The sequence below is a fragment of the Streptomyces sp. NPDC096013 genome, from assembly GCF_044763565.1.
Classification (GTDB): Bacteria; Actinomycetota; Actinomycetes; order Streptomycetales; family Streptomycetaceae; genus Streptomyces.
The window spans coordinates 1-19,728 of sequence record NZ_JBIWGK010000001.1; the positions used below are offsets into that span (position 1 = coordinate 1).

22 protein-coding genes and 1 pseudogene are annotated in these 19,728 nt (G+C 69.8%); 8 read left to right on the top strand and 15 right to left on the bottom strand.

What is annotated here, in order from left to right; translation table 11 throughout:
- From ACIRB1_RS00005 to ACIRB1_RS00025, 5 genes are all read right to left on the bottom strand, one after another.
- The coding region (locus tag ACIRB1_RS00005) for an LLM class flavin-dependent oxidoreductase (protein WP_403463890.1) at nt 1-296 on the bottom strand (296 nt) is incomplete at its 3' end.
- A 172-nt stretch (nt 297-468) separates the two neighbouring features.
- Nucleotides 469-1,635: an AI-2E family transporter gene (locus ACIRB1_RS00010; protein WP_403463891.1), complete on the bottom strand. Its 1,167-nt coding sequence runs from the start codon at nt 1,633-1,635 to the stop codon at nt 469-471.
- Between the two features lie 119 nt (nt 1,636-1,754).
- Nucleotides 1,755-2,771 (bottom strand): iron-containing redox enzyme family protein, encoded by a 1,017-nt coding sequence (locus ACIRB1_RS00015; protein ID WP_403463892.1) that lies wholly within the window; start codon nt 2,769-2,771, stop codon nt 1,755-1,757.
- Nucleotides 2,768-2,980 carry a CDGSH iron-sulfur domain-containing protein gene (locus ACIRB1_RS00020; protein WP_352178425.1) on the bottom strand — a complete coding sequence of 71 codons (213 nt, stop codon included), beginning with the start codon at nt 2,978-2,980 and terminating at the stop codon, nt 2,768-2,770. Before ACIRB1_RS00020 ends, ACIRB1_RS00015 begins: the two co-directional genes overlap by 4 nt.
- Nucleotides 2,961-3,650, bottom strand: a complete 690-nt coding sequence (locus tag ACIRB1_RS00025) for a HemK2/MTQ2 family protein methyltransferase (protein ID WP_403463894.1) — start codon at nt 3,648-3,650, stop codon at nt 2,961-2,963. Before ACIRB1_RS00025 ends, ACIRB1_RS00020 begins: the two co-directional genes overlap by 20 nt.
- 331 nt (nt 3,651-3,981) lie before the next feature.
- Between ACIRB1_RS00025 and ACIRB1_RS00030 the strand changes: the two genes are divergently transcribed.
- The 3 genes from ACIRB1_RS00030 to ACIRB1_RS00040 all read left to right on the top strand — a co-directional run bounded on the left by ACIRB1_RS00030 (nt 3,982) and on the right by ACIRB1_RS00040 (nt 5,500).
- Complete coding sequence (locus ACIRB1_RS00030; RefSeq protein WP_352178423.1) at nt 3,982-4,152, top strand: hydrophobic protein; 171 nt, start codon at nt 3,982-3,984, stop codon at nt 4,150-4,152.
- Nucleotides 4,153-4,216: 64 nt separating this feature from the next.
- Nucleotides 4,217-4,426 carry a hypothetical protein gene (locus ACIRB1_RS00035; protein ID WP_403463895.1) on the top strand — a complete coding sequence of 70 codons (210 nt, stop codon included), beginning with the start codon at nt 4,217-4,219 and terminating at the stop codon, nt 4,424-4,426.
- Between the two features lie 210 nt (nt 4,427-4,636).
- Nucleotides 4,637-5,500, top strand: a complete 864-nt coding sequence (locus ACIRB1_RS00040) for a SigB/SigF/SigG family RNA polymerase sigma factor (RefSeq protein ID WP_403464866.1) — start codon at nt 4,637-4,639, stop codon at nt 5,498-5,500.
- An 11-nt stretch (nt 5,501-5,511) separates the two neighbouring features.
- Here the strand turns inward: ACIRB1_RS00040 and ACIRB1_RS00045 are convergent, their stop codons facing one another.
- A complete protein-coding gene (locus ACIRB1_RS00045; RefSeq protein ID WP_403463896.1) occupies nt 5,512-6,000 on the bottom strand; it encodes an ATP-binding protein in 489 nt (162 codons plus the stop codon).
- A 173-nt stretch (nt 6,001-6,173) separates the two neighbouring features.
- Between ACIRB1_RS00045 and ACIRB1_RS00050 the strand changes: the two genes are divergently transcribed.
- Together ACIRB1_RS00050 and ACIRB1_RS00055 are read left to right on the top strand one after the other, a co-directional pair.
- Entirely contained in the window at nt 6,174-6,533 is a 360-nt protein-coding gene (locus ACIRB1_RS00050) for an STAS domain-containing protein (protein ID WP_403463898.1), read from the top strand.
- 12 nt (nt 6,534-6,545) lie between these two features.
- Nucleotides 6,546-6,710: pseudogene (locus ACIRB1_RS00055) on the top strand (RsbRD N-terminal domain-containing protein); the annotation flags it as partial.
- A gap of 264 nt (nt 6,711-6,974) precedes the next feature.
- Here ACIRB1_RS00055 and ACIRB1_RS00060 read toward each other — a convergent pair.
- Both ACIRB1_RS00060 and ACIRB1_RS00065 read right to left on the bottom strand, forming a co-directional pair.
- A complete protein-coding gene (locus ACIRB1_RS00060) occupies nt 6,975-7,349 on the bottom strand; it encodes a PRC-barrel domain containing protein (protein ID WP_403463899.1) in 375 nt (124 codons plus the stop codon).
- A gap of 137 nt (nt 7,350-7,486) precedes the next feature.
- Nucleotides 7,487-7,654 carry a hydrophobic protein gene (locus ACIRB1_RS00065; RefSeq protein ID WP_403463900.1) on the bottom strand — a complete coding sequence of 56 codons (168 nt, stop codon included), beginning with the start codon at nt 7,652-7,654 and terminating at the stop codon, nt 7,487-7,489.
- Nucleotides 7,655-7,816: 162 nt separating this feature from the next.
- Between ACIRB1_RS00065 and ACIRB1_RS00070 the strand changes: the two genes are divergently transcribed.
- On the top strand, nt 7,817-9,400 hold the full coding sequence (locus ACIRB1_RS00070) for an FMN-binding glutamate synthase family protein (RefSeq protein ID WP_403463901.1): 1,584 nt from the start codon (nt 7,817-7,819) through the stop codon (nt 9,398-9,400).
- Between the two features lie 18 nt (nt 9,401-9,418).
- Here the strand turns inward: ACIRB1_RS00070 and ACIRB1_RS00075 are convergent, their stop codons facing one another.
- Entirely contained in the window at nt 9,419-10,066 is a 648-nt protein-coding gene (locus ACIRB1_RS00075; protein WP_403463902.1) for a TetR/AcrR family transcriptional regulator, read from the bottom strand.
- A gap of 151 nt (nt 10,067-10,217) precedes the next feature.
- Between ACIRB1_RS00075 and ACIRB1_RS00080 the strand changes: the two genes are divergently transcribed.
- Nucleotides 10,218-11,282, top strand: a complete 1,065-nt coding sequence (locus tag ACIRB1_RS00080) for a medium chain dehydrogenase/reductase family protein (protein ID WP_403463903.1) — start codon at nt 10,218-10,220, stop codon at nt 11,280-11,282.
- 47 nt (nt 11,283-11,329) lie between these two features.
- On the top strand, nt 11,330-11,917 hold the full coding sequence (locus tag ACIRB1_RS00085) for an ester cyclase (protein ID WP_403463904.1): 588 nt from the start codon (nt 11,330-11,332) through the stop codon (nt 11,915-11,917).
- A 13-nt stretch (nt 11,918-11,930) separates the two neighbouring features.
- On the opposite strand, the gene ACIRB1_RS00090 is transcribed toward ACIRB1_RS00085, so the two are convergent.
- The 6 genes from ACIRB1_RS00090 to ACIRB1_RS00115 all read right to left on the bottom strand — a co-directional run bounded on the left by ACIRB1_RS00090 (nt 11,931) and on the right by ACIRB1_RS00115 (nt 19,646).
- Nucleotides 11,931-12,365: an NUDIX domain-containing protein gene (locus ACIRB1_RS00090; protein ID WP_403463906.1), complete on the bottom strand. Its 435-nt coding sequence runs from the start codon at nt 12,363-12,365 to the stop codon at nt 11,931-11,933.
- 63 nt (nt 12,366-12,428) lie between these two features.
- Nucleotides 12,429-14,183 carry an RICIN domain-containing protein gene (locus ACIRB1_RS00095; protein ID WP_403464867.1) on the bottom strand — a complete coding sequence of 585 codons (1,755 nt, stop codon included), beginning with the start codon at nt 14,181-14,183 and terminating at the stop codon, nt 12,429-12,431.
- A 56-nt stretch (nt 14,184-14,239) separates the two neighbouring features.
- Nucleotides 14,240-16,396: a beta-galactosidase gene (locus tag ACIRB1_RS00100; RefSeq protein WP_403463907.1), complete on the bottom strand. Its 2,157-nt coding sequence runs from the start codon at nt 16,394-16,396 to the stop codon at nt 14,240-14,242.
- 27 nt (nt 16,397-16,423) lie between these two features.
- Nucleotides 16,424-17,359 carry a carbohydrate ABC transporter permease gene (locus ACIRB1_RS00105; RefSeq protein ID WP_403463908.1) on the bottom strand — a complete coding sequence of 312 codons (936 nt, stop codon included), beginning with the start codon at nt 17,357-17,359 and terminating at the stop codon, nt 16,424-16,426.
- A complete protein-coding gene (locus ACIRB1_RS00110) occupies nt 17,356-18,267 on the bottom strand; it encodes a carbohydrate ABC transporter permease (RefSeq protein WP_403463909.1) in 912 nt (303 codons plus the stop codon). The genes ACIRB1_RS00105 and ACIRB1_RS00110 overlap by 4 nt, the downstream gene beginning before the upstream one ends.
- A 2-nt stretch (nt 18,268-18,269) precedes the next feature.
- Entirely contained in the window at nt 18,270-19,646 is a 1,377-nt protein-coding gene (locus ACIRB1_RS00115; RefSeq protein ID WP_403463910.1) for an ABC transporter substrate-binding protein, read from the bottom strand.
- Nucleotides 19,647-19,728: the final 82 nt, after the last annotated feature.

Sequence of the window (19,728 nt, forward strand, 5' to 3'; positions counted from 1 at the left end):
AACCGCCCCTCGGAGAGGAGTTGCAGGGTAGCGGCCTTCTGGGCGACGACCGCCGGGTGGTAGCGGGTCGTCGGGCAGGTCACGTACGTCATCAGAGGGATGCGTTCCGTGGCCTGCGCGGCGGCGCCGAGGACGCTCCACGCGTAGGAGGAGTGGCCCTGGGACTCCAGCCACGGGAAGTAGTGGTCTGACGTGACGGAGAAGTCGAAACCGGCGCGCTCCGCGCCGACCACATGGTCCACCAGCTCCCGTGGGCCGGCCTGCTCGGTCATCATCGTGTAGCCGATCTTCACCATGGCGCTCCTCTCCTCGTGGATCGCCCCGCCGGGGCAGGGTCGATCCGGTCAGTTTCTTCGCCTTCGCATACGTTCCCCGACGTTTGCACGCGTACCCGGCATCTCCCGCTTCTCACCCGGCTCCCGGAACACTTCGGCCCCAGCCCGGGCAACGCCTTCCGTCGCCCCGGCGTCACTTCCGTTCCTTCTCGGGAAAGACGTACTCGTCGAGGAGGAGGCCTGCGGCGACGGCCGCCGGGATGGCGACGAGGGCGCCGATGATGCCGAGGAGCGCGCCGCCGACCAGCACCGCGAGGACGGTGACCAGCGGATGGACGTCGACGGCGAACTTCATCGCCCTGGGCACGATGAGGTAGTCCTCGGCGACCCGGAAGACGATGTAGAAGACGGCGGTCGCGATCGCGATGGGCAGGGACACCGAGAGCGCGACGAGGCTGACGACGATCCCGGCGAGGGTGGAGCCGACGATCGGGATCAGGTCCATGAGGGCGGTGAAGATGCCCAGCGCCGCGGCGTACGGGACGCCGGTGGCCGCGCACCAGCCGAAGGTCGCCACCCCGGCGATCCCCGAGGTGACCAGGTTGCCGAGCATGAACTTGCCGATCCGGTTCATGATCTCTTCGGCCACGCCCTCGACGCGCTCACGGCGGCTGGCCGCCACGAAGCGGTAGCCGAACTGTTTGATCGCCGGCAGGGCCGCCATGCAGTAGAGGGTCACCGTGATCACGATCGCCGTGGACGTGAGCGTGCTCAGGACCACCTGCCCGGCACCCAGGAGGCCGCCCGCCAGACCGGACGCTCCGGAACCCGAGCCGATCTGCTGCTTGGCCTTCTCGACCACGTGGTAGCGGTCCTCCAGGCGGCCGATCGTGGACTGGTGGTTGTGGATCTGCTCCAGCCAGCCGGGCACGGCGTCGATCAGCGCGCTGATCTCCTTGGCGACCGGCGGAATGACCAGTGCCAGGAACCCGGCGAGCACGACGACGAATCCCGTCAGCACGATCGTGACGGCCCAGCCGCGCCGCAGACCCCGGCGCGTGAACCAGACGACCAGGGGTTCCAGGCTGATCGCGATGAACACGGCGAGCAGGAGCAGGGTCAGCATCGAGCTGACCCGCAGGACGGTCTGGACGGTGAGCCACGCCAGGGTCGCCCCCAGGCCGAGAGCGAAGCCGACCGTCACCCAGGACCGCTTGCGGCCGCCGCGTGTCTCACGTTGCGGGGGCTGCCGGAACTCCCGTACGGCGTCGGCCGGTCCGTTGTCGGAGCCGTTCAGGTCCGCCCCTTCCGGCCCGCCGTGCTCGTCCCGGGCGGACCCGGACTCGGACTGCGCTGACATCGCTCGCCTCTCCTCGGTGCCTCACCTGCGTGGGTGGCACCCGTCCCGTGTACCCCGGCACTCCGCTCGTACCGCGGAGGCGCGCGGTCCGTCTGTCCCGGCCACGCGTCGGAAGCGGGTCACAACGGCGTGCGCAGCGAACTGCGGCCGTCCCGCCAGGCGGTGAGGAGATAGTTCGCGAGCCGGTTCTCGGTCCATTCGGTGGCGTCGACGCCGAAGGCGATGTCCTCGTCGAGGGAGGGTTCGCTTTCGAGGAGGCCGCCTACGACGTCCCGGCGGACGATCTGCTCGTGGACCGCGTCAGCCTCGACGTGCTCGGCGTAGAAGTGGACGGCGGCTGGGCCCGCGCCGACCCGTCGCAGGCCCTGGGCGAGGCGCCGTGAGCCGGGCGACGAGGTGGTCTCCACGGCCGCGAAGTGGCCCACCAGGGCTCCGCGCAGCGTCCGGTGCAGGCCGAACAGGGACATGAGGTTGACGTTCGTCAGCATCTCCGCGCCGGCCGCGTCGACATAGTGGCCGTACGTGGTGTCGAGACCGAGGTCCGTCATCAGGTCGGCGAACAGCCGGGCGTGGATGCGCTCGGCCCGTCCGGCGCCGAACTCGTCGTACTCCACGGCGACCATCGCGGCCTTCGCGCGGCCGGTCAGCCGCGGGATGACCCAGGCGTGCGGATCGGCTTCCTTCAGGTGGTAGAGGGAGCGTTGCGCCGCGTACTCGCGGAACTGCCACAACTCCCCCTTCTCCTTCAGGAATTGGGAGGCTCCTTCAGGCTCCGCGGGTTCCACGAGAAGGTCCGCGAGCGCTTCCTCTGCCCTTCGCCGCGGTCCGACGTCCCCGCGGAGCGCGGTCAGGAAGCGCTGCTCCATCTCCGCCCGCAGCCGCAGCAGGCCGGGGTCCCACTCCCACGCGGGGTCGACGCCGGCGAAGCCGCGGTAGTGCAGCTCGTAGCAGAGGTAAAGGGCGAGTTGCAGATCGTCCCCGTACGGGTCGGCGGAGGCCGCCGTCACCCGCTCGGGCAGCGGTGTTCCGGCGGGGCGGGTCAGGGCCTGGCGGACCGTGCGCGAGAGTTCGCCCCTGCTGCGGGGCAGCGCGGGACCGGTGGTCCGGTCGCGGTCGGGCGGTGCTGTGGTGGTCATGGGGTGCGCTTCCTGGCTCGGGCACGGTGGCTGGTGTCGCACCAGGGGTAGGTGCGGCTCCGGCGGCAGACGCAGAGGGCGACGATGAAGCGGTCCGAGCGCACGGTGGTGCCGTCGTCGAGGACCACCTCGACCGGTCCTTCGAGGAGGATCGGCCCGTCGTTCGTCAGCGTGACGCGGTGCGAGGGCTCAACGGGTCCGTTCGGCACGGATGATCACCAGCTCTTCCTTCTCCTCGTCGGCGTCGACGAGCCCCTGCTCCCGCAGCCACGGGGCGCGGGAGCGGAGTACGGGACCGAAGGGCACCACACGCCGGTCGGTCACCCGGGCTTCGAGTCCCGACCGCTCCAGGGCGGCCAGGGTCGGTGCGATGCCGCACAGGGTGGAGTGCACGAGCAGCAGCACACCGCCGGGGTGCAGCGACGTGTGCGCCCTGCGGCAGATGCGGTCCAGCAGGAGACGTCCGTCGGCGCCCGCGTCCCACGCCATCGCGGCGTGGTGCCGGCGGGGCACGGCCCCGGGCGTCGGGACGTAGGGCGGGTTGCTCACCACGAGGTCGAACCGGCGGCCGGTGACCGGGCCGAAGAGGTCACCGTGGAGGACCTCGACGGGCAGGCGCGCGATCCGGGCGTTGAGGCGGGCGGCGAGGACCGCCCGGTAGGTCCGGTCGACGGCGGTGACGCGGGCGCCCCGCCGGGCGGCGGCCAGGGCGAGGGCCCCGGAACCGGTCCCCACGTCGAGGACGGCGGCCGAGGCGCCGAGGCGCTCCCGGTCCAGTGCCTGGGCCAGCAGTTCAGTGTCGTGCTGGGGGGTGTACACCCGCCACGGCGCCAGTACCTTGGCACCTCCGACGTCGTCCCGCACTGTCGTACCGATCACTCGTCCACCTCACAGCTCGCGCCCCGAGTGTCACCGGACGCACCCGTGGGTGGCTCCATGCGAGGGGGCGCCTCACGAGCGAACCTCATAGGGCACACCCGACCAATGCGTCACGCTCCGAGTGCCCGGCGATTCGGACCTCACACGGCACAACGGACACTTCCGCGATCTTTCAGGGCGTCGAAGCCGCACGTGGGCGGGGCGCGGTGGTGACTCCAGGCGCGTTTTCCCGGTCCGCGTCGGACCCGTCGCCCCGGCCCGCCGAGATCCGCTGCCGTCAGAGCGTCTGACCGGCACGATTCAGGGCACTCGGCGACCAGGAGGCGCAATCATGGTTCCCATTCTGCTGGTGTTGCTCTTGGTGCTGATCCTCTTCGGCGCCGGTTTCGCGGTCCAGGCTCTCTGGTGGATCGCCGTGGTCGTCCTCGTCCTGTGGCTCCTGGGGTTCCTGGTGCGCGGGACGAGCGCGAGCGGAGGCCGGGGGCGCTGGTATCGCTGGTAGGCAGTCCTCGGCACGGCGGCCCGTACGCGGGTCGGACAGTTCTCACGCACCATCTGGAGCAACGATGAGCAAGCACGAACACGCACGTCCCACCCCTCCGTCCCAGGCTCCTGGGGAGAGCGGCGACCCGGAGGCCCGGAAGGACGCGGAGGACGCGGCGCGTCCCCGCACGCGGGACGACGACGCCCGGAAGTCCTCGGCATCGGGCAGTGGTGAGCGGGGCCCCTCCGAGGACGACGGAAAGGCCGCCGGCTCGGACGCGTCGGACGAGTAACGGCCCCGTCCGGTTCGTCGGCCGTGCGGAGGTCTGGATCTACGGCGGCCGGCGGCCGTGGAGAGACCCGGATCGACAGCGGCGGGCCATCAGCGTTCCACCTGGATCTCCGTTATCCCCTCGCCACAACTGATCGAACATGTATGCGATGGTGGGGGGCAGGAGATCTTCATCCTGCTTTCCACCTGAGGCGGCCCCGTGACCCATTCCGTGCATGTCCGCCGACCGGCGGCACCCGTCACCGGGGAGACCCCGGAACCGACGGACGACCTGCCCTATGTCGAGGACGGCGGCAAGGTCGCTCCCAAGGACGCGCGCGTGCTGTCACGCCTGTTCCTGGACCGGCTGCGGGAGGCGGAGGAGGGTACCCCTGAGTACCAGTACGCGCGGAACACCCTCATCGAGATGAACCTGTCGCTGGTGCACTTCGCCGCACGGCGTTTCCGCAACCGGGGCAGCGGCGGCATGGAGGACATCGTCCAGGTCGGCACCATCGGCCTGATCAAGGCCATCGACCGCTTCGACCTGACCCGCGAGGTCGAGTTCACCTCCTTCGCGATCCCTTACATCGTCGGCGAGATCAAGCGGTTCTTCCGCGACACCACCTGGGCCGTGCACGTCCCGCGCCGCTTGCAGGAACTCCGCGCCGACCTCGCCAAGAGCAAGGAAAGCCTCACCACCACGCTGGGCCGCACCCCCACCGTGAAGGAACTCGCCGCCGATCTCGGCCTGACCGACAACCAGGTCATCGAGGGCCTCGTCGCGGCCAACGGCTATGCCGCCGGCTCCCTCGACACACCGGGCGGCGAGGCCGAGGCCGACGACGGCGCACCGAAGTACGCGGACACCATGGGCGACACCGATCCCGCCCTGGAACTCTTCGAGGACCTGCACACACTCGGCCCCCTGCTGCGGAGACTCGACGAGCGGGAGCGCGCCCTCATCGAGATGCGCTTCGGCCGGGAACTGACCCAGGCCGAGATCGGCCGCGAACTGAACGTGTCCCAGATGCACGTCTCCCGCCTCCTGACCCGTACGCTCGCCACACTCCGCTCCGGACTGCTGGCCGGATGAACACGCCGATCTCACGGAGCGCCGAGCGGGGAGCCGCCGGGAGAACCGGTCCCGCGCACCCCGTCGGCCAGGGCGATGCGGGCCGTGACGGCCTTGCCGTTGGGTTCGAGCCGAACCTGAAACGCCTGCGCCACGGCCATGACGATCTCCAGACCGTGCTGACCGACCCTGCGCGGATCGGCCGGGCGGGCGAGCAGCTGTACACGGGCGGTGTCTCTTACGGTCACTTCCACCGCGTCGTCCAGGATGCGCAGTTGCATCCGCAGCGGGCCGGGCGCGTGCCTGCCGGCGTTGGTGACCAGCTCGCTGACGACCAGGCGCGTGAGGTCCATGGCGCGGGCGGAGACGGCCACCCCGTGGTCCGTACCCGCACGGACGAGGAAGTCCGCGGCGAGATCGCGTGCCTCGGCGATGCGAGTGCCGTCGCCGCGCAAGGTGACGGAGGTCGTCAGATGACGGGCGCTCAGCTCACCGTCGCCGTCACTGTCGGCAGGCTCCACTCCGCGTCACCTTCCCTTCCCGTCGTCGGCCGACGCCTACCCGGCACGACGTACCTCATGTACTCGCCACTCGATTTCATCGCGCCTACGGGCGCGGCTCCCCCCTGCCATCCGGACCGGCTTCGGCACAGGGACCGGCCCGCATCGCACCAGCGAACGCAGTCGAGGACACGGTGACAGACGAACACCCCGCCCGGCCCAGCCACCTGACGGTCCATCACTCCACCCTCGACGGCATCCGGATCGTCGCCCTGCGCGGCGAACTGGACCACGCGGCGCGGGACTTCGCCGAGGAGGCACTGAAGCCGCCCGCCGGTGACACACCACGGACCGTCGCCGATCTCACCGAGCTGACGTTCATGGACTCCAGCGGCATCAACGCGCTCATCGCCGCGCACCGTGCGGCGATGGACGCCCAGGGCTGGCTGCGGGTGGCCGGTGCCCAGCCGTCCGTGCTGCGCGTGCTGCGGATCGTCGGTGTGGACGCTCTCATTTCCTGCGTGCCCACCGTGCGCGAGGCGGTGGAAGAATGACCCGATCGAGAGCTGAGCGAGCTGTACGAATCCCTGGTGGACGCGCTGCGAAAGGGGGCCACGGATGTCCACTCGGAGCACATCTCCGAAGTCCGGGCCCATCTGTCGGAATTGTCGAGGAACCGGTCCCGGCAGATATTTTCGCCGAGTGAGATTTACATCAGCGCTTTCGCGCTGAAACGGGTTCTGGAATGCGTCGCGACCTATTCGCAGAGGCGGGACGAGCGGATCACCGTGCGGGTGGAGCAGCCATCAGCTGCACATTGTCAACGCCCGTCGCATCCCGCCCCTGGTGATCGATCCGCGGAACGGCCCCCAAGGACGACGACAGCGCGCAGGTCGCCGCCCTGTTCTCATAGGCAGCGGGTCCCGTGGGGCACGCGAGAGCCCCGGGACTCCTCGCGGAATCCCGGGGCCGTGGTGCTCGTGGCGACTGCCGGATCAGACCTGCGGCCCGCCGAAGGGACCGCCGCGGCCCGTGCCGTAGTACGTGCCGACCTGGTCGTGGTAGTCCCGGTTGCCGAGGTGCTTCTCCCGGTCGAACTCCGGGGCGTCCTTGATCTGTTGCTTGGTGAGGCCGACCGACACCTTCTTCTCGTTCGGGTCGATGCTCACGACCGTGCTCGCCGGGAGCAGGACCTCCTTGCCGAAGATCCACACACCCGTGTCGACCACCAGGTAGGAGTCGTCGACCTCGTCGGAGTGCTTGTCGACCTTGCCGATGCCGCCGTCCGTCGCCTCGACCTTGAATCCGGTCAGGTCAATGCCCGGCTGGTGGCCCGAATCGGCCTGGTAACCCCATACGTTGTCCGTCATGCGAAACCTCCCCTTGCGGTGCGTCAATACCGAGGAAGCCCGTCCGGAATTCCGGTGGGCGACCCTCGGCAGGTCGAGTGCCCCCCGTTCTCCGTCCCACACAACTTTAATTTTCGACTACGCTCCGCGTGAGGTCATCACCGATACCAGCGACCCCTCGACCCACCGCTACCGGCACTGCGGAAGACGAATCCCAGGAGCCACAGCACGGCTACGATCATCGCGACCCACCAGAGAAAGTGAAGGGCGAATCCGGCGCCGCCCAATATCAGGGCGAGTAGAAGGACAAGAATCAACACAGCCATGTCGATTCCCCTTTCCGTCAGGCCGCGATACCCGCCGTGCCGTATGCCATTCGGGCGTTTCCCGGCCTTTCTCCGACGGTACCTCGCCGAGCCTCCCGACGGGCACTGCCGTCCGCCCCGGCCGGTCCGCATGAGACGGCTCATGCGGGTAACCCGTGAGCCGTGCTGAGAATCGGAATGGTCGCCGTGGTCGTAGGTGCCGCCCTCGCGGCGGTCGGTCTGGCCGTGGCGGTGTCGCCCTGGTGGTGGCCGGCGGCGGTGCCGCTGGTCCTGCTCGGTGCGGTCGGCGTGTGGGACCTGGTCCAGCGGCGGCACTCGGTGCTGCGCAACTACCCGGTGATCGGACACGCCCGCTTCCTGCTGGAGCGCATCCGTCCCGAGCTGCAGCAGTACTTCGTGGAGCGGAACTTCGACGGCCGCCCCTTCGACCGGGACATCCGCAGCATCGTCTACGAGCGCGCCAAGGGCACCGCCGCCGAGGAGCCGTTCGGCACCGAACGCGACGTCTACGAGGCGGGGTACGAGTATCTGGTGCCGTCGATGGCTCCGCGCCCGGTGCCCAAGGACCCGCCGCGCGTCCGGATCGGCGGCCCGGACTGCACCCAGCCCTACGACATGGCCCTGCTGAACGTGTCCGCGATGAGCTTCGGCTCCCTGTCGGCCAATGCGGTACTGGCGCTCAACCGGGGTGCCGCAGCAGGTGGTTTCGCGCACGACACCGGTGAGGGCGGGCTCTCCGAGTACCACCTGCGCCCGGGCGGCGACCTGGTCTGGGAGATCGGCACCGGATACTTCGGCTGCCGGACCCGGGACGGGGACTTCGACCCCGGCGAGTTCGCCGAGAAGGCGTCCGGCGACAGCGTCAAATGCGTGTCCCTCAAGCTGTCGCAGGGCGCCAAGCCCGGTATCGGCGGGGTGCTGCCGGGCGCCAAGGTCAACGCGGAGATCGCCCGGGTGCGGGATGTCCCGGAGGGCGAGACGGTCGTCTCGCCGCCGTATCACCGGGTGTTCTCCACGCCCCGTGAACTGGTCCGCTTCATCGCGCGGATGCGGGAGCTGTCCGGTGGCAAGCCGGCCGGTTTCAAGCTGTGCCCCGGTTCACGGCGGCAGTTCCTCGCCGTGTGCAAGGCGATGATCCAGGAGGGCACCGCACCCGACTTCATCATCGTCGACGGCGCGGAGGGCGGAACCGGAGCCGCCCCGCTCGAATTCGCCGACCACATCGGCACCCCGCTCACCGAAGGTCTGATTACCGTCCACAACGCCCTGGTCGGCGCGGGCCTGCGGGACCGGATCCGGATCGGCGCGAGCGGCAAGATCGCCACCGGCACGGACCTCGTCAAACGCATGATCCAGGGCGCCGACTACGGCAACGCGGCCCGCGCCATGATGTTCGCGGTCGGCTGCATCCAGGCCCAGCGCTGCCACACCAACACCTGCCCCGTCGGCGTCACCACCCAGGACCCGCGCCGGGCCCGCGCCCTCGACGTCGGCGACAAGGCCGCCCGCGTACAGCGCCTCCAGGAAGCCACCGTCGGCAGCGCCCTCCAGATCATGGCCTCCATGGGAGTCACCGACCCCGCCCAACTCCGGCCGCACATGCTGCGCCGGCGCATCGACCCGCAGACGGTCCGTTCCTACGACGCCCTGTACGACTGGCTCTCCCCCGGCCAGCTCCTGGTCGAGCCCCCGGCAGACTGGGCGGCCGACTGGAAGGCCGCGGACCCCGACCACTTCACCATCTGACCGGCGGCGGTACGCCCGCTAGCTTTCCGCGAGCCCGGCCAGTTCCGAGTCGAAGAACGTCGCCGGGTCGAACCCCATGCCGTTGAAGTGGCCCGCGAGTTCGAGGGACAGCACACCGTGCAGACGGGTCCAGAAGGTCAGCGCGCGGTGAAGGGCCGCGGGCGGGGCGGGATGGTCGCCCGCCCAGTGCCGGTGTGCCTGGAGGTCGAGTTCGAACGTGCTCGCGGGACCGTCAGCGTGCACCTCCGTGCTCGCGTCCAGGAGGAACGCCATGATCTCGGACGCGATCCCGGTGATGTCGTCGGGCGCGTGGTAGCCGGGGACCGGTGTGCCGTAGATGAGGAAGTAGCGCTGAGGGTCGTCGAGGGCCCAGTCGCGCAGGGCGTGGGCCAGGCCGGTCAGGTCGGTGCCTGACTCGGCGGTCGCGCGGAAGACGTCGGCGAGGCTGCGGTACGCGTCGCGGATGAGTTCGGTGATCAGGTCGTCGCGGCTGGCGAAGTACCGGTAGAGGGCGGGTCCGCTCATGCCCATGCGCTTGGCGATCGCGTTGAGGGAGAGCGCGGAGGCGCCCGCCGTGGCGATCTGCTCCCGCGCGTGTTCCTTGACCTCCGCGCGGACCTGGTCGCGATAGCGCTCGCGTGGGGTCTTCGTGCCCGTTTCCGCCATGACCGGCCGCCTTCCACTGCCACTCGACTACACACTGAAGCTTCAGTTAGAAGCTATCACGATCGCTATTGACGACTCCTTCTCGCATGAGTTACAACTTATAACGAACACGAAGACGCCTAGCTCACAGCGGATCGCAGTGGAGGTCACCATGAACAACACCGACAGCACGAACCCCGTGGACAGCACCACCGAGGCACTCGTCGAGGTCGTCCTGCCGGGCAAGGTGGAGCCCGAGGGCCTGGAGGTCCGGCACGGCGCGGTCCCTGTCGCGGGCCCCGGCCAGGTCGTCGTCCGGATGGAGGCGACCGGGGTCTCCTTCGCCGAGCAGCAGATGCGACGCGGGAAGTACTACGACCAGCCGCCGTTCCCCTTCGTCCCCGGCTACGACCTGGTGGGCACCGTCCGGAGCACGGGCGAGGGCGTCGACCCGGGCCTGGCCGGCACCCGGGTGGCCGCGCTGGTCAAGGTCGGCGGCTGGGCCAGCCATGTGCTGGTCGACGCGGCCGACGTGGTGCCGGTGCCGGAGGGGATCGGCGCGGCCGAGGCGGAGACGGTCGTCGTGAACGGCATCACCGCCTGGCAGATGCTGCACCGCAAGGCCCGAGTCCGCGCCGGCCAGACGATCCTGGTGCACGGGGCGAACGGCGGGGTGGGCACCGTCCTGGTCCAACTCGCCCGCGCCGCGGGGGTGCACGTGATCGGCACGGCCTCCCCGCGCCACCACGACGCACTCCGCGAGCAGGGCGTCGAGCCCGTCGACTACCGCACCCCGGACCTCGCGGCCCGCGTCCGCGAGCTCTCCCCGCGCGGTGTGGACGCCGTCTTCGACCACGTCGGCGGCCCCAGTGTCGTCCGCTCCTGGCGCCTCCTCGCCCCCGGCGGCACGCTCGTCTCCTACGGCAGCGCCTCCACCCGTGACGACGAGGGCTCCAAGCAGCTGCCGGTGCTCAAGATCCTGGGCCGCGTCTGGATATGGAACGCGCTGCCGAACGGCCGCCACGCCTACTTCTTCAACGTCTGGGCCGGGCGCGCCCTGAACAAGAACAAGTTCCGTGCCCAGCTGAGCGCCGACCTCGCACAGGTCTTCGCGGCCCTCGAGCGCGGTGAGGTCACCGCCCGGATAGCGGCCCAACTCCCGCTCGCGCGCGTCTCGGACGCCGTCCGCCTGGCCGAGTCCGGCACGGTCGCGGGCAAGGTCGTCCTGATCCCGTGACGCGCACTCCCCTCCCCGCTCCCCCACCTCGTCCGGAAGGACCCGCCATGACCACCGTCCCGTCCGCCCGCACCACCCGGCACCACCGCGCCCGACTGCTCGTCCCGGCCGCACTCGCCGCCCTCGCCTGCACGGCCATGACCGCCACCGCCTCGGACGCGTCCACGGAGACCACCAGGACAACCACGGTGACCACCGCCCGAAGCCACGACGGCGTCCAGCGGCCCAAGGTGATGCTCGACAACTGGCTCCGGCTCTGGAACGGCGACTACGACCGGGCGCCGGGCATCATCTCCCCCGCCTTCCGCGTCCACGCCGCCCTCCTCGACGGCGGCGACGGCAGCTCGATCCGGGGTGCCGACGGCCTGGTCGCGTGGATCGAACAGACCCGCGCCGCCTTCCCCGACCTCCGCTTCACCGAGCAGGTCACCCCGCTGGTCGACGGCCACCGCGCGTCCGTGCGGTGGACAGCCACCGGGACCTACGCGGGCGGCTTCCCCGGCGCCAGGGCCGAGCCCGGGACGGTGGTCACGTTCACCGGCACCGACACACTCCGGATGCACGACGGCAGGTTCGTGGAGTACTGGGTCAACACCGACACCCTCCAACTCCTCACCCAGCTGAAGGTGTTGTGACCCCGTGCGACTGTCAGGCGCCCCAGGCCTCGACATGCCGGAGGACGTAGTCGGCCAGCTCGGCGGGCTGAAGGTTGAGGGCCGCCACGGTCGGACGGCTCAGGGCGACCCGGACCGGTTCGAAGAGGCCCGTGTCGGGGTCGTCGAGTTCGGGGCCGTGCCGGAGATCCAGGTCCATGTCCACCAGGTCGGCGAGGAAGTAGTGCTGGACGACGGTGCTCGTCCCGCGCGGTTCGGTCAGCGTCAGGAACTCGGTGGCCGGCCCGATCGTGGCCCCGATCTCCTCCAACGCCTCGCGCCGCAGCGCCGCTTCGAGGTCCGCGTCCTCGGGCGCCACGCTCCCACCGACCGTCGTGCAGTAAGGATCGCCGCCGGGCCAGCCCCGCTTCAGGAACACCAGATGGCCGTCGTCGAGGAGCACGACCCGCGCTGTGTGACGAACCCTCATGTCCCCAACGGTAGTGGGCCGGACGGCAGTTCACCCCGGAAGCCGGCCGGCCCGTCCACCGCCCTACCGCACGAGCTTCCACTCCTGCGAGCCGTCCGCCGCCGCGTCCTCCAGGGTCAGCGGGGCCCCGTCGGACGCTCCGGTCAGATACAGGCTCGGGTTCTTGACCGACCGCAGACGGAAGAACCCGTCACCGGTATTCACCAGGTGCCAGCTGCCGGTGGCATTGTCGTCGACCCACTGGCCGATCCGTTGGCCGACCGTCGCGTCGCCGGTCCAGATGGCCGCCGCCCGTCCACCCGACTTGTTCAACAGCGTTACCCCACCGCCGGGTTCGCTCACCACGTGCCAGTAATGGGTGTCCCGGTCCACAGCCGAACCCGGGGCCTCCAGGACGACATCCGGAACGTTCCCGTTGCCGATGTTCGCGTCGTTCGACCTCCCGCCGGTGCCGATCACCTGGCCGGTCTTCCGGTTCACCAGCCGGTAGTAGGCGCCCGCCGACCGTCCGAGGTCGACCTCGGCGTAGGCGATCGTCGAGGTGCCCTGGTTGTTGAGGATCGCGATACGGCCGGTGGCGTCGACGTACTGGAGGTCGCGGCTGTATCCGGCCCGCGACGTCGTCTGGTACTCCTTCCACGACCCGTCGCTACGACCGCTCGTGTTGACCCAGACGTCACCGCTGCCGGCCGCGTTGTAGACCAGCCCTCCCCCGGGCAGCCTGATGACGACGGGACTGCCGCCCGTCGCGAGCAGACGGGAGCCGGTGTCGACCGGCAGCGAGGTGACGGCACCGCCGGTCGCCGAACTCCGGTAGAACTCCAGCGGGTTGTCGGCGAGCAGGTAGCGCGTGTCGGCCCCGCCGCCCCAGTACTCGTAGGTGAGCAGCCACTTGCCGTCCGTGGTCCGCACGACGTTCGTCATGCCCGGCCGTCCGCCGCCGATCTCGGTCTTGCCGCCGCCCATGGACTGGGTCAGCCCCGCGACGTCGACGACGGGTGCGCTCCACTCGGCGCTACGGCCGTTCCAGGTGCGGTGGGCGAGGATCTGCCCCTGCGAGTCCATGGCGGTGTCGTCGGCGGGGTCGAGGGTCGCGACGCCGGTGGCCGCGTCGAAGCCGGTGTAGTCGTTCTCGTCGGAGTAGTAGCAGACGAGTTGGCCCTCATAGACCATCAGGTACGGCTCCCAGACGGGGTCCACCTGTTGGTGCGTGTTGGCCGTGGCGACGTTCTGCCCGATCGCGCCCGCGCTGCCGCCCTGCCAGCCGCCGGTCGCGATGACGTTGAGGACCGTCCAGGACGCGCCGCCGTCGGTGCTGGAGTACAGCGCGATGGCGAGGTCGCTGCGGTCGCCGTCGTTGGAAGGTGTCCAGTTCGGGTCGGCCGCCTTGTGTTCCTTGTAGTACGCGTCGTCGCCCGACACGACACTGGCCAGCAGCAGCGTGCCCCGCTTCAGCGGCCCGACGTCCTGCGGCAGTGTGTAGAGGTAGGGGTTGGTCCAATTGCTGGTGTACCGCGCGTACTTGGGGTCCTGGGGGAGATACGCGGGGGCCTTGACCTCCGACAGCGGCTGCCAGCTCGTCCCGTGGTCGTCGCTCTTGTAGACGGGAAGCGTCTGCCCGGCCGCGCTGCCCGTGGCGGAGACGACGGTGGACTTCTCGAACGACGCGACCAGCCGCCCGCCGGGCAGTTGGGCCGACTTCGGGTAGACGGCGCAGTTGCCCCGTCCTTTCAGGCACGGTTCGCTGCCGAGCTGATAGAGGATTCCGCCCGTGGGGTTGTACGCCTGCGCGCCGGTGGCCATGGGCACCGCCAGCATCGCCGCGGCCCCGACGAACGTACCCAGCGCCCGCACCGCTCTGGTTCTTCGCACAGCTACTCCTTCGCGTCGGTCGGGGAAACGAGTACGCGTACGTCCCACGGGCCCAGCTCCAGCACCGCGCCCGCGGCCGGCGCCGTGCCGTCCAGGGCGTCGACGAGATCGAACGGCACCGCCGGACGGGCCTGCTCCCAGCTCCAGTTGTGGACGATGTGCACACGCCGTCCGTCGGGCGAGGTACCGGTCGTCGCCGTCACCGACGCGGGCAGCTCACCCCAGCCACTGGCGGCGACCGGCGCGAGCCACTCGGCGAGCGCTCGGGCGAGGTCACGCCCGGGCACCGTGCCGACGTACGTGACCCGCCCCTCCCCGTGCCGGCGGGTGGTCACGGCGGGCCAGCGTCCGAAGTGCGGGTGCTCGTAGGTCGCGAGGGTCTCGGCGTCGGTGAGGGTCAGGCCGTCCGCCCAGTGCGTCGCGGTCGCGGTCTCCGGCACCGTGAGCGGGCTGCCGGGTACGGACCGTACGGGCACGGCCCGAGCGAGGTTGCTGAACTCGTCGTAGGACACTCCCGCCGCGTCGGTGAGACGGGCGGGGGCGGTTTCGTGCCGTGCGCGTGCCTCGTGGTCGGCGTAGCCGGTGCGGGGGCCGAGCACCAAGTGGCCACCGGCCCACGCGTAGGCGGCGAACCAGTCGAGCGTGGTGTCGTCGGCGAGATACAGGGCGGGGACGACGAGCACGGGGTGGCGGCGGGCGGCGTGCTCGGGGGGCATGCCGTCGCGTTCGCCGCGCGGGTCGTGGAGCTGGCGGGCGTGGACGACGCGGACCTGGCGTCCGGCGTCGAAGGCGCCGCGGTAGAAGGGGTCGAGGATGCGGTGATACGCGGCGGGGTCCGGTTCGCCGTCCGGGGTCGCGAGGGGCGGGTGCTTCTGCATCAGCCACTTGCTGGGGGTGGAGTAGACGATCGTGATGTCGGCGTCGGGTTCGAGTCCGGCGACGAGCGGACCCGCCGTCTCGAACTCGGCGCCCAGCCGGGCGAGTTCGGCGTACGTACGGCCCGGCCGTCCGCTGTGCGGGAGGACTCCGCCCCAGTAGGTCTCGGCGCCGAAGCGCAGGGTCTGCCACTGCCAGTACTCGATCATGCGGGCACCGCGGCCGACGAGGGCCCAGGCGGCCTGGCGCCACTGGCCGTCGTAGGCGGGCCGGTTGTCCCAGGCCATGCCGATGGAGTTGGCGTTGGTCTCGGTGACGAGGAACGGTTCCTGGCGGGAGGAGAACATCCAGTCGGCGGTCTGGTAGAGGGACCAGACGCCGGTGGTCTTCCACTGCTGTTCGTGGGTGTCCGGGGTCGGGTCGGGCAGGAGCAGGCCGTCCTGCATGTCGTAGTACGGATTGCCGGTGGCGATGTCGAGGCGGTCGGTCAGCTCGTCGTCCTCGACTGCCGGGCGGGTGTAGGAGATACAGGTGGTGACGAAGTGCTCGGGGCGGGCGTACTCGCGGACGATGTCGGCCTGCCAGCCGATGAACTCGGTGCACTGGCGGGCCTGGAACTCCCGCCAGGCGACGTCGTACTGGGGCTGGACGTTGCCGTCCGGAGTCCACAGGTCGGCCCATGTGGACAGCCGGTGGGACCAGTAGACCAGGCCCCACTCGCGGTTGAGGGTCTCGACGTCGCCGTACTTCGCGCGCAGGTGGTCGACGAAACGCTGGAAGACGCCGTGGTTGTGGAACAGTTCGAGGCCCGGTTCGTTGTCGACCTGGAAGCCGATGACGGCGGGGTGGCCGGCGTACCGGGCGACGACCTTGCGGATGATCCGTTCGGCGTGGAAGCGGAACGCCGGATGGGTGAAGTCGACTTCCTGGCGGGCCCCCCAGCCGATGCGCTCGCCGGTGCGCCGCTCGCCGGTGATCTCCGGGTACTGGCGGGCCAGCCACGGCGGTACGGCGTAGGTGGGGGTACCGAGGATGACGGAGATGCCGCGTTCGTGGGCGCCGTCCAACACCGGGCGCAGCCAGTCGAGTTCGAAGCGGCCGTTCTCGGGTTCCCAGGTCGACCAGACCGACTCGCCGACCCGGATGACGGTGAAGTGCGCCTCGGCCATGAGGTCGAGGTCGGTCTTGAGCTGCTCGTCGGGCTGTACGTCGGGGCCGTAGGCGGGGTGGTACTCGTGGTAATAGGCGGCACCGAACAGCACGCGGGCGGGCAGATCCGCCATGGACAAACCTCCGGAGAATAGGGGGAGTTACTGCTTGACGCCGCCGGTGGCCAGGCCGCTCTGCCAGTACCGCTGGAGCAGCAGGAAGGCCAGGACGAGCGGGATGATCGAGATGAGGGAGCCGGTCACGACGAGGGCGAGCATGTCGCTGCTGGCTCCGGCGCCGCCGTTCTGCGCCCGGGCGGCCCAGGAGGAGAGCCCGACCGTGATGGGGTACAGGTTCGGGTCGTTGAGCATGATCAGCGGCAGGAAGTAGTTGTTCCAGGTGGCGACGAGCGTGAAGAGGACGACGGTCACCAGGCCGGGGGCGAGCAGCCGCAGCGCGATCGTGCAGAAGATCCGCAGTTCTCCGGCGCCGTCCATGCGGGCGGCCTCGATGAGGCTGTCGGGGACGGCGTCCTCGGCGTAGATCCGCATGAGGTAGAGGCCGAACGGGCTGATGAGGGAGGGCAGGATGACGGCCCAGGGGGTGTTCACCAGGCCCGCCTTGGCGAACAGCAGATAGGTGGGGATCGCCAGGGCGGTGGTCGGGATCATGATGGCGCCGAGGACCAGGTTGAAGGCCGCGCCGTGGCCTCGGAAGCGGTACTTGGCGAAGCCGTAGCCGGCCGCCGCCGCGAGCAGTGCGGCGCCGAGCGCGCTCGCCCCGGCGTAGAGGACGGTGTTGAGCAGCCAGCGGCCGAACACGTCGTCGTCCTGGGTGAAGGTGGCCCTGATGTTCGACAGGAGCTGCGGCGTGTGCGAGAACCACAGGCCGAAGCTGTTGAACAGGTCCTGGGTGCTCTTGGTCGAGGCGATCAGCAGCCAGAACAGGGGCAGCAGGAAGTACGCCAGGACGGCCAGCATCGCGATGGTGAGCGGGGTGCTGCGGCGGCGGGTCGAGGGCCGGCGGGACGGGCGGGGTTCGGCGTCAACTCGCGTCGCAGTGGCCGTGGTTGAGGCGGCGGGTGTCACGGTGGTCATGCGTTCCTCCTGCGGTTCGCGGTGAGCAGGAAGGCGTACGACACGATCACGATGACCAGCCCGAGGATGAAGGACACCGTGGCCGCGTAGTTGGTCTGCTGGCTGATGAACGCGACGGAGTAGGCGTACAGGTTGGCGGTGTAGGAGCTGTCGATGACGTCCGGGGCGACGCTCATCAGCAGCTTGGGTTCGTTGAAGAGCTGGAAGCTGCCGATCACCGAGAACAGGACGGTGAGGGTCAACGCCGGTCGCAGCGCCGGGAGTTTGATGGACCAGGCGATCCGCCAGGCGCCGGCGCCGTCCATGGCCGCCGCCTCGTACAGCTCGGCGGGGATGGTGCGCAGCGCGGCGTACAGGATGATCATGTTGTAGCCGACGAACTCCCAGGTGACGATGTTCGCGAGGCTGCCGACCATCCAGCCGTCGGTGAGGAAGTGCGGGGCCGGCAGATGGAGGTCGTGGCTGATCTGGGCGAAGGGGCCGAAGTCGGGGCCGTAGAGGTAGCCCCACATCAGGGTGGCGATCACGCTCGGGACGGCGTACGGGACGAAGATGCCGAGGCGGATCACCCGGGCCAGGCGGAGGAGGCCGCTGTCCAGGGCGAGTGCGAAGCACAGGGCGAGCACCAGCATCACGGGGACCTGGATGACGAAGAACAGGGCAACTCGGCCCAGTCCCTTGAGGAGTTGGGGGTCCTTGAGGGCGGTGACGTAGTTGTCGAGGCCGACGAAGGCCGAGCCGCCGATGAGGCGTTCCTGGAAGAGGCTCAGGTAGGCGGCGTAGCCGAGCGGGGCGAGGAAGAGCAGCAGGAACAGCACCATGAACGGGGCGATGAACAGCACGCCCGTGGAGCCGGGTTGGCGTCGTCGGGGCGGGGATTCCGTACGGGTGGCGGCTGTTGTGGCCATGGTCAGCCTCCCTTGACCGTGAAGCCCTGGCTCTTGGCGAAGGTCGTGATGCGTGACTGCCAGGAGCCGAGCGCGCGGACGGTGTCGGTCTTGTCGGCGAGGGACTTGCCGACGGTCTCGGTCCAGTCCGTGGCCACCCGGTCGAGGAACGGCGGCCACTGGAAGGCGGGGTCGACCTGTGCGCTGATGTCGGCGAAGACCTGGTTGACCTTCTGGCCGCCGTAGAAGGCGGGGGCGTCGGCGAGGAAGCTCGCCTCGGAGAGCAGGGGCTTGGTCGCCGGGAAGAAGAACTGCTCGGTGGCGAACATCCTGGCGCTGGCGGGGTCGCTGTTGAGGAACTGGGCGAACACCGCTGCCTGGATGGGGCTCTTGGTGGAGCGGATGACGGCGGTGGTGGAGCCGCCCCAGTTGCCCGAGCTGGGCTTGGCCGCGTCCCACTGCGGCAGCGGGGCCGCGCGCCACTTGCCGGAGGTGGCCTTCGCCGAACCGGACAGGAACGCCGGCCCCCAGGCGCCGGTCAGCCAGGTCGCGTACTTTCCCTTGTTCAAGGCCGCGTACCAGGCGTCGGTGAAGTCGGGTTCCACACCGATCACACCGTCCTTGGCGAGGGTGCCCCAGTACGCGCCGAGCTTCTTGGAGACGGCGTCGTCCACGCTGACGGTGATGCCGCTCTTGCCGGAGGTGACATACGGCTTGGCGCCCGCCTGCCACAACAGGCCGTGCCAGGCGGCGACTTGGTTGGCGGCGAGGTTGGTGAGGTAGACGTCCGGGTCGGCCTTGTGCAGCTTGCGCGCGGCGGCTGCGAACTCGTCCCAGGTGGTGGGGACTTGGATGCCGTGCCGGTCGAAGATGTCCTTGCGGTACAGCATGCCCATCGGTCCGGTGTCCTGCGGGATCGCCCAGATCTCCCCTCCGCTGCCGCTGACCTGCCCCCATGTCCAGTCCACGAACGTCGACTTGAGCGCGGAGGCGCCGTAGGGACGCAGATCCAGCAGGCTGTTGGTGATGGTGAACGTCGGGATCGCCTGGAACTCGATCTGCACCATGTCCGGGGCACCGCTGTTCGCCTTGAGCGCGGTGCGCAGCTTGGTGTACTGAGGCGTGCCCTGACCGGCGTTGACGACCTTGACCTTGACGGCCGGGTACTTCTTCTCGAAGAGCGCGACCTCCTTGTCGATGTTCGGGACCCAGGTCCAGAACGTCAGTTGGGTCGGCGTCTTCATCGCCTTGTCGATGTCGGCCTGCCCGACCGGCTTGCCGGACGAGCCACTCGTACCGCCGCCACCCCCGCCACAGGCGGCCAGCGACAGCGCCCCGGCGGCGACGAGAAAGCCCCGACGGCTGAAGGTGGAGGGCGAGGTGAAAGAGGGTCCGGACATGATGAACTCCCGCGAGAGGGTAGGGGTGACCGGCACACCGAGAGCGAGGGCGTGCTGAAGGTATGACCGGGTTGGTGTGGGC

Excerpts from the sequence above, each read along its gene's own strand:
- ACIRB1_RS00010 (WP_403463891.1), bottom strand. The coding sequence starts at position 1,635 with ATGTCAGCGCAGTCCGAGTCCGGGTCCGCCCGGGACGAGCACGGCGGG.
- ACIRB1_RS00015 (WP_403463892.1), bottom strand. The coding sequence starts at position 2,771 with ATGACCACCACAGCACCGCCCGACCGCGACCGGACCACCGGTCCCGCG.
- ACIRB1_RS00030 (WP_352178423.1), top strand. The coding sequence starts at position 3,982 with ATGGTTCCCATTCTGCTGGTGTTGCTCTTGGTGCTGATCCTCTTCGGC.
- ACIRB1_RS00035 (WP_403463895.1), top strand. The coding sequence starts at position 4,217 with ATGAGCAAGCACGAACACGCACGTCCCACCCCTCCGTCCCAGGCTCCT.
- ACIRB1_RS00060 (WP_403463899.1), bottom strand. The coding sequence starts at position 7,349 with ATGACGGACAACGTATGGGGTTACCAGGCCGATTCGGGCCACCAGCCG.
- ACIRB1_RS00065 (WP_403463900.1), bottom strand. The coding sequence starts at position 7,654 with ATGGCTGTGTTGATTCTTGTCCTTCTACTCGCCCTGATATTGGGCGGC.
- ACIRB1_RS00075 (WP_403463902.1), bottom strand. The coding sequence starts at position 10,066 with ATGGCGGAAACGGGCACGAAGACCCCACGCGAGCGCTATCGCGACCAG.
- ACIRB1_RS00080 (WP_403463903.1), top strand. The coding sequence starts at position 10,218 with ATGAACAACACCGACAGCACGAACCCCGTGGACAGCACCACCGAGGCA.
- ACIRB1_RS00085 (WP_403463904.1), top strand. The coding sequence starts at position 11,330 with ATGACCACCGTCCCGTCCGCCCGCACCACCCGGCACCACCGCGCCCGA.
- ACIRB1_RS00090 (WP_403463906.1), bottom strand. The coding sequence starts at position 12,365 with ATGAGGGTTCGTCACACAGCGCGGGTCGTGCTCCTCGACGACGGCCAT.
- ACIRB1_RS00095 (WP_403464867.1), bottom strand. The coding sequence starts at position 14,183 with ATGCTGGCGGTGCCCATGGCCACCGGCGCGCAGGCGTACAACCCCACG.
- ACIRB1_RS00100 (WP_403463907.1), bottom strand. The coding sequence starts at position 16,396 with ATGGCGGATCTGCCCGCCCGCGTGCTGTTCGGTGCCGCCTATTACCAC.
- ACIRB1_RS00105 (WP_403463908.1), bottom strand. The coding sequence starts at position 17,359 with ATGACCACCGTGACACCCGCCGCCTCAACCACGGCCACTGCGACGCGA.
- ACIRB1_RS00110 (WP_403463909.1), bottom strand. The coding sequence starts at position 18,267 with ATGGCCACAACAGCCGCCACCCGTACGGAATCCCCGCCCCGACGACGC.
- ACIRB1_RS00115 (WP_403463910.1), bottom strand. The coding sequence starts at position 19,646 with ATGTCCGGACCCTCTTTCACCTCGCCCTCCACCTTCAGCCGTCGGGGC.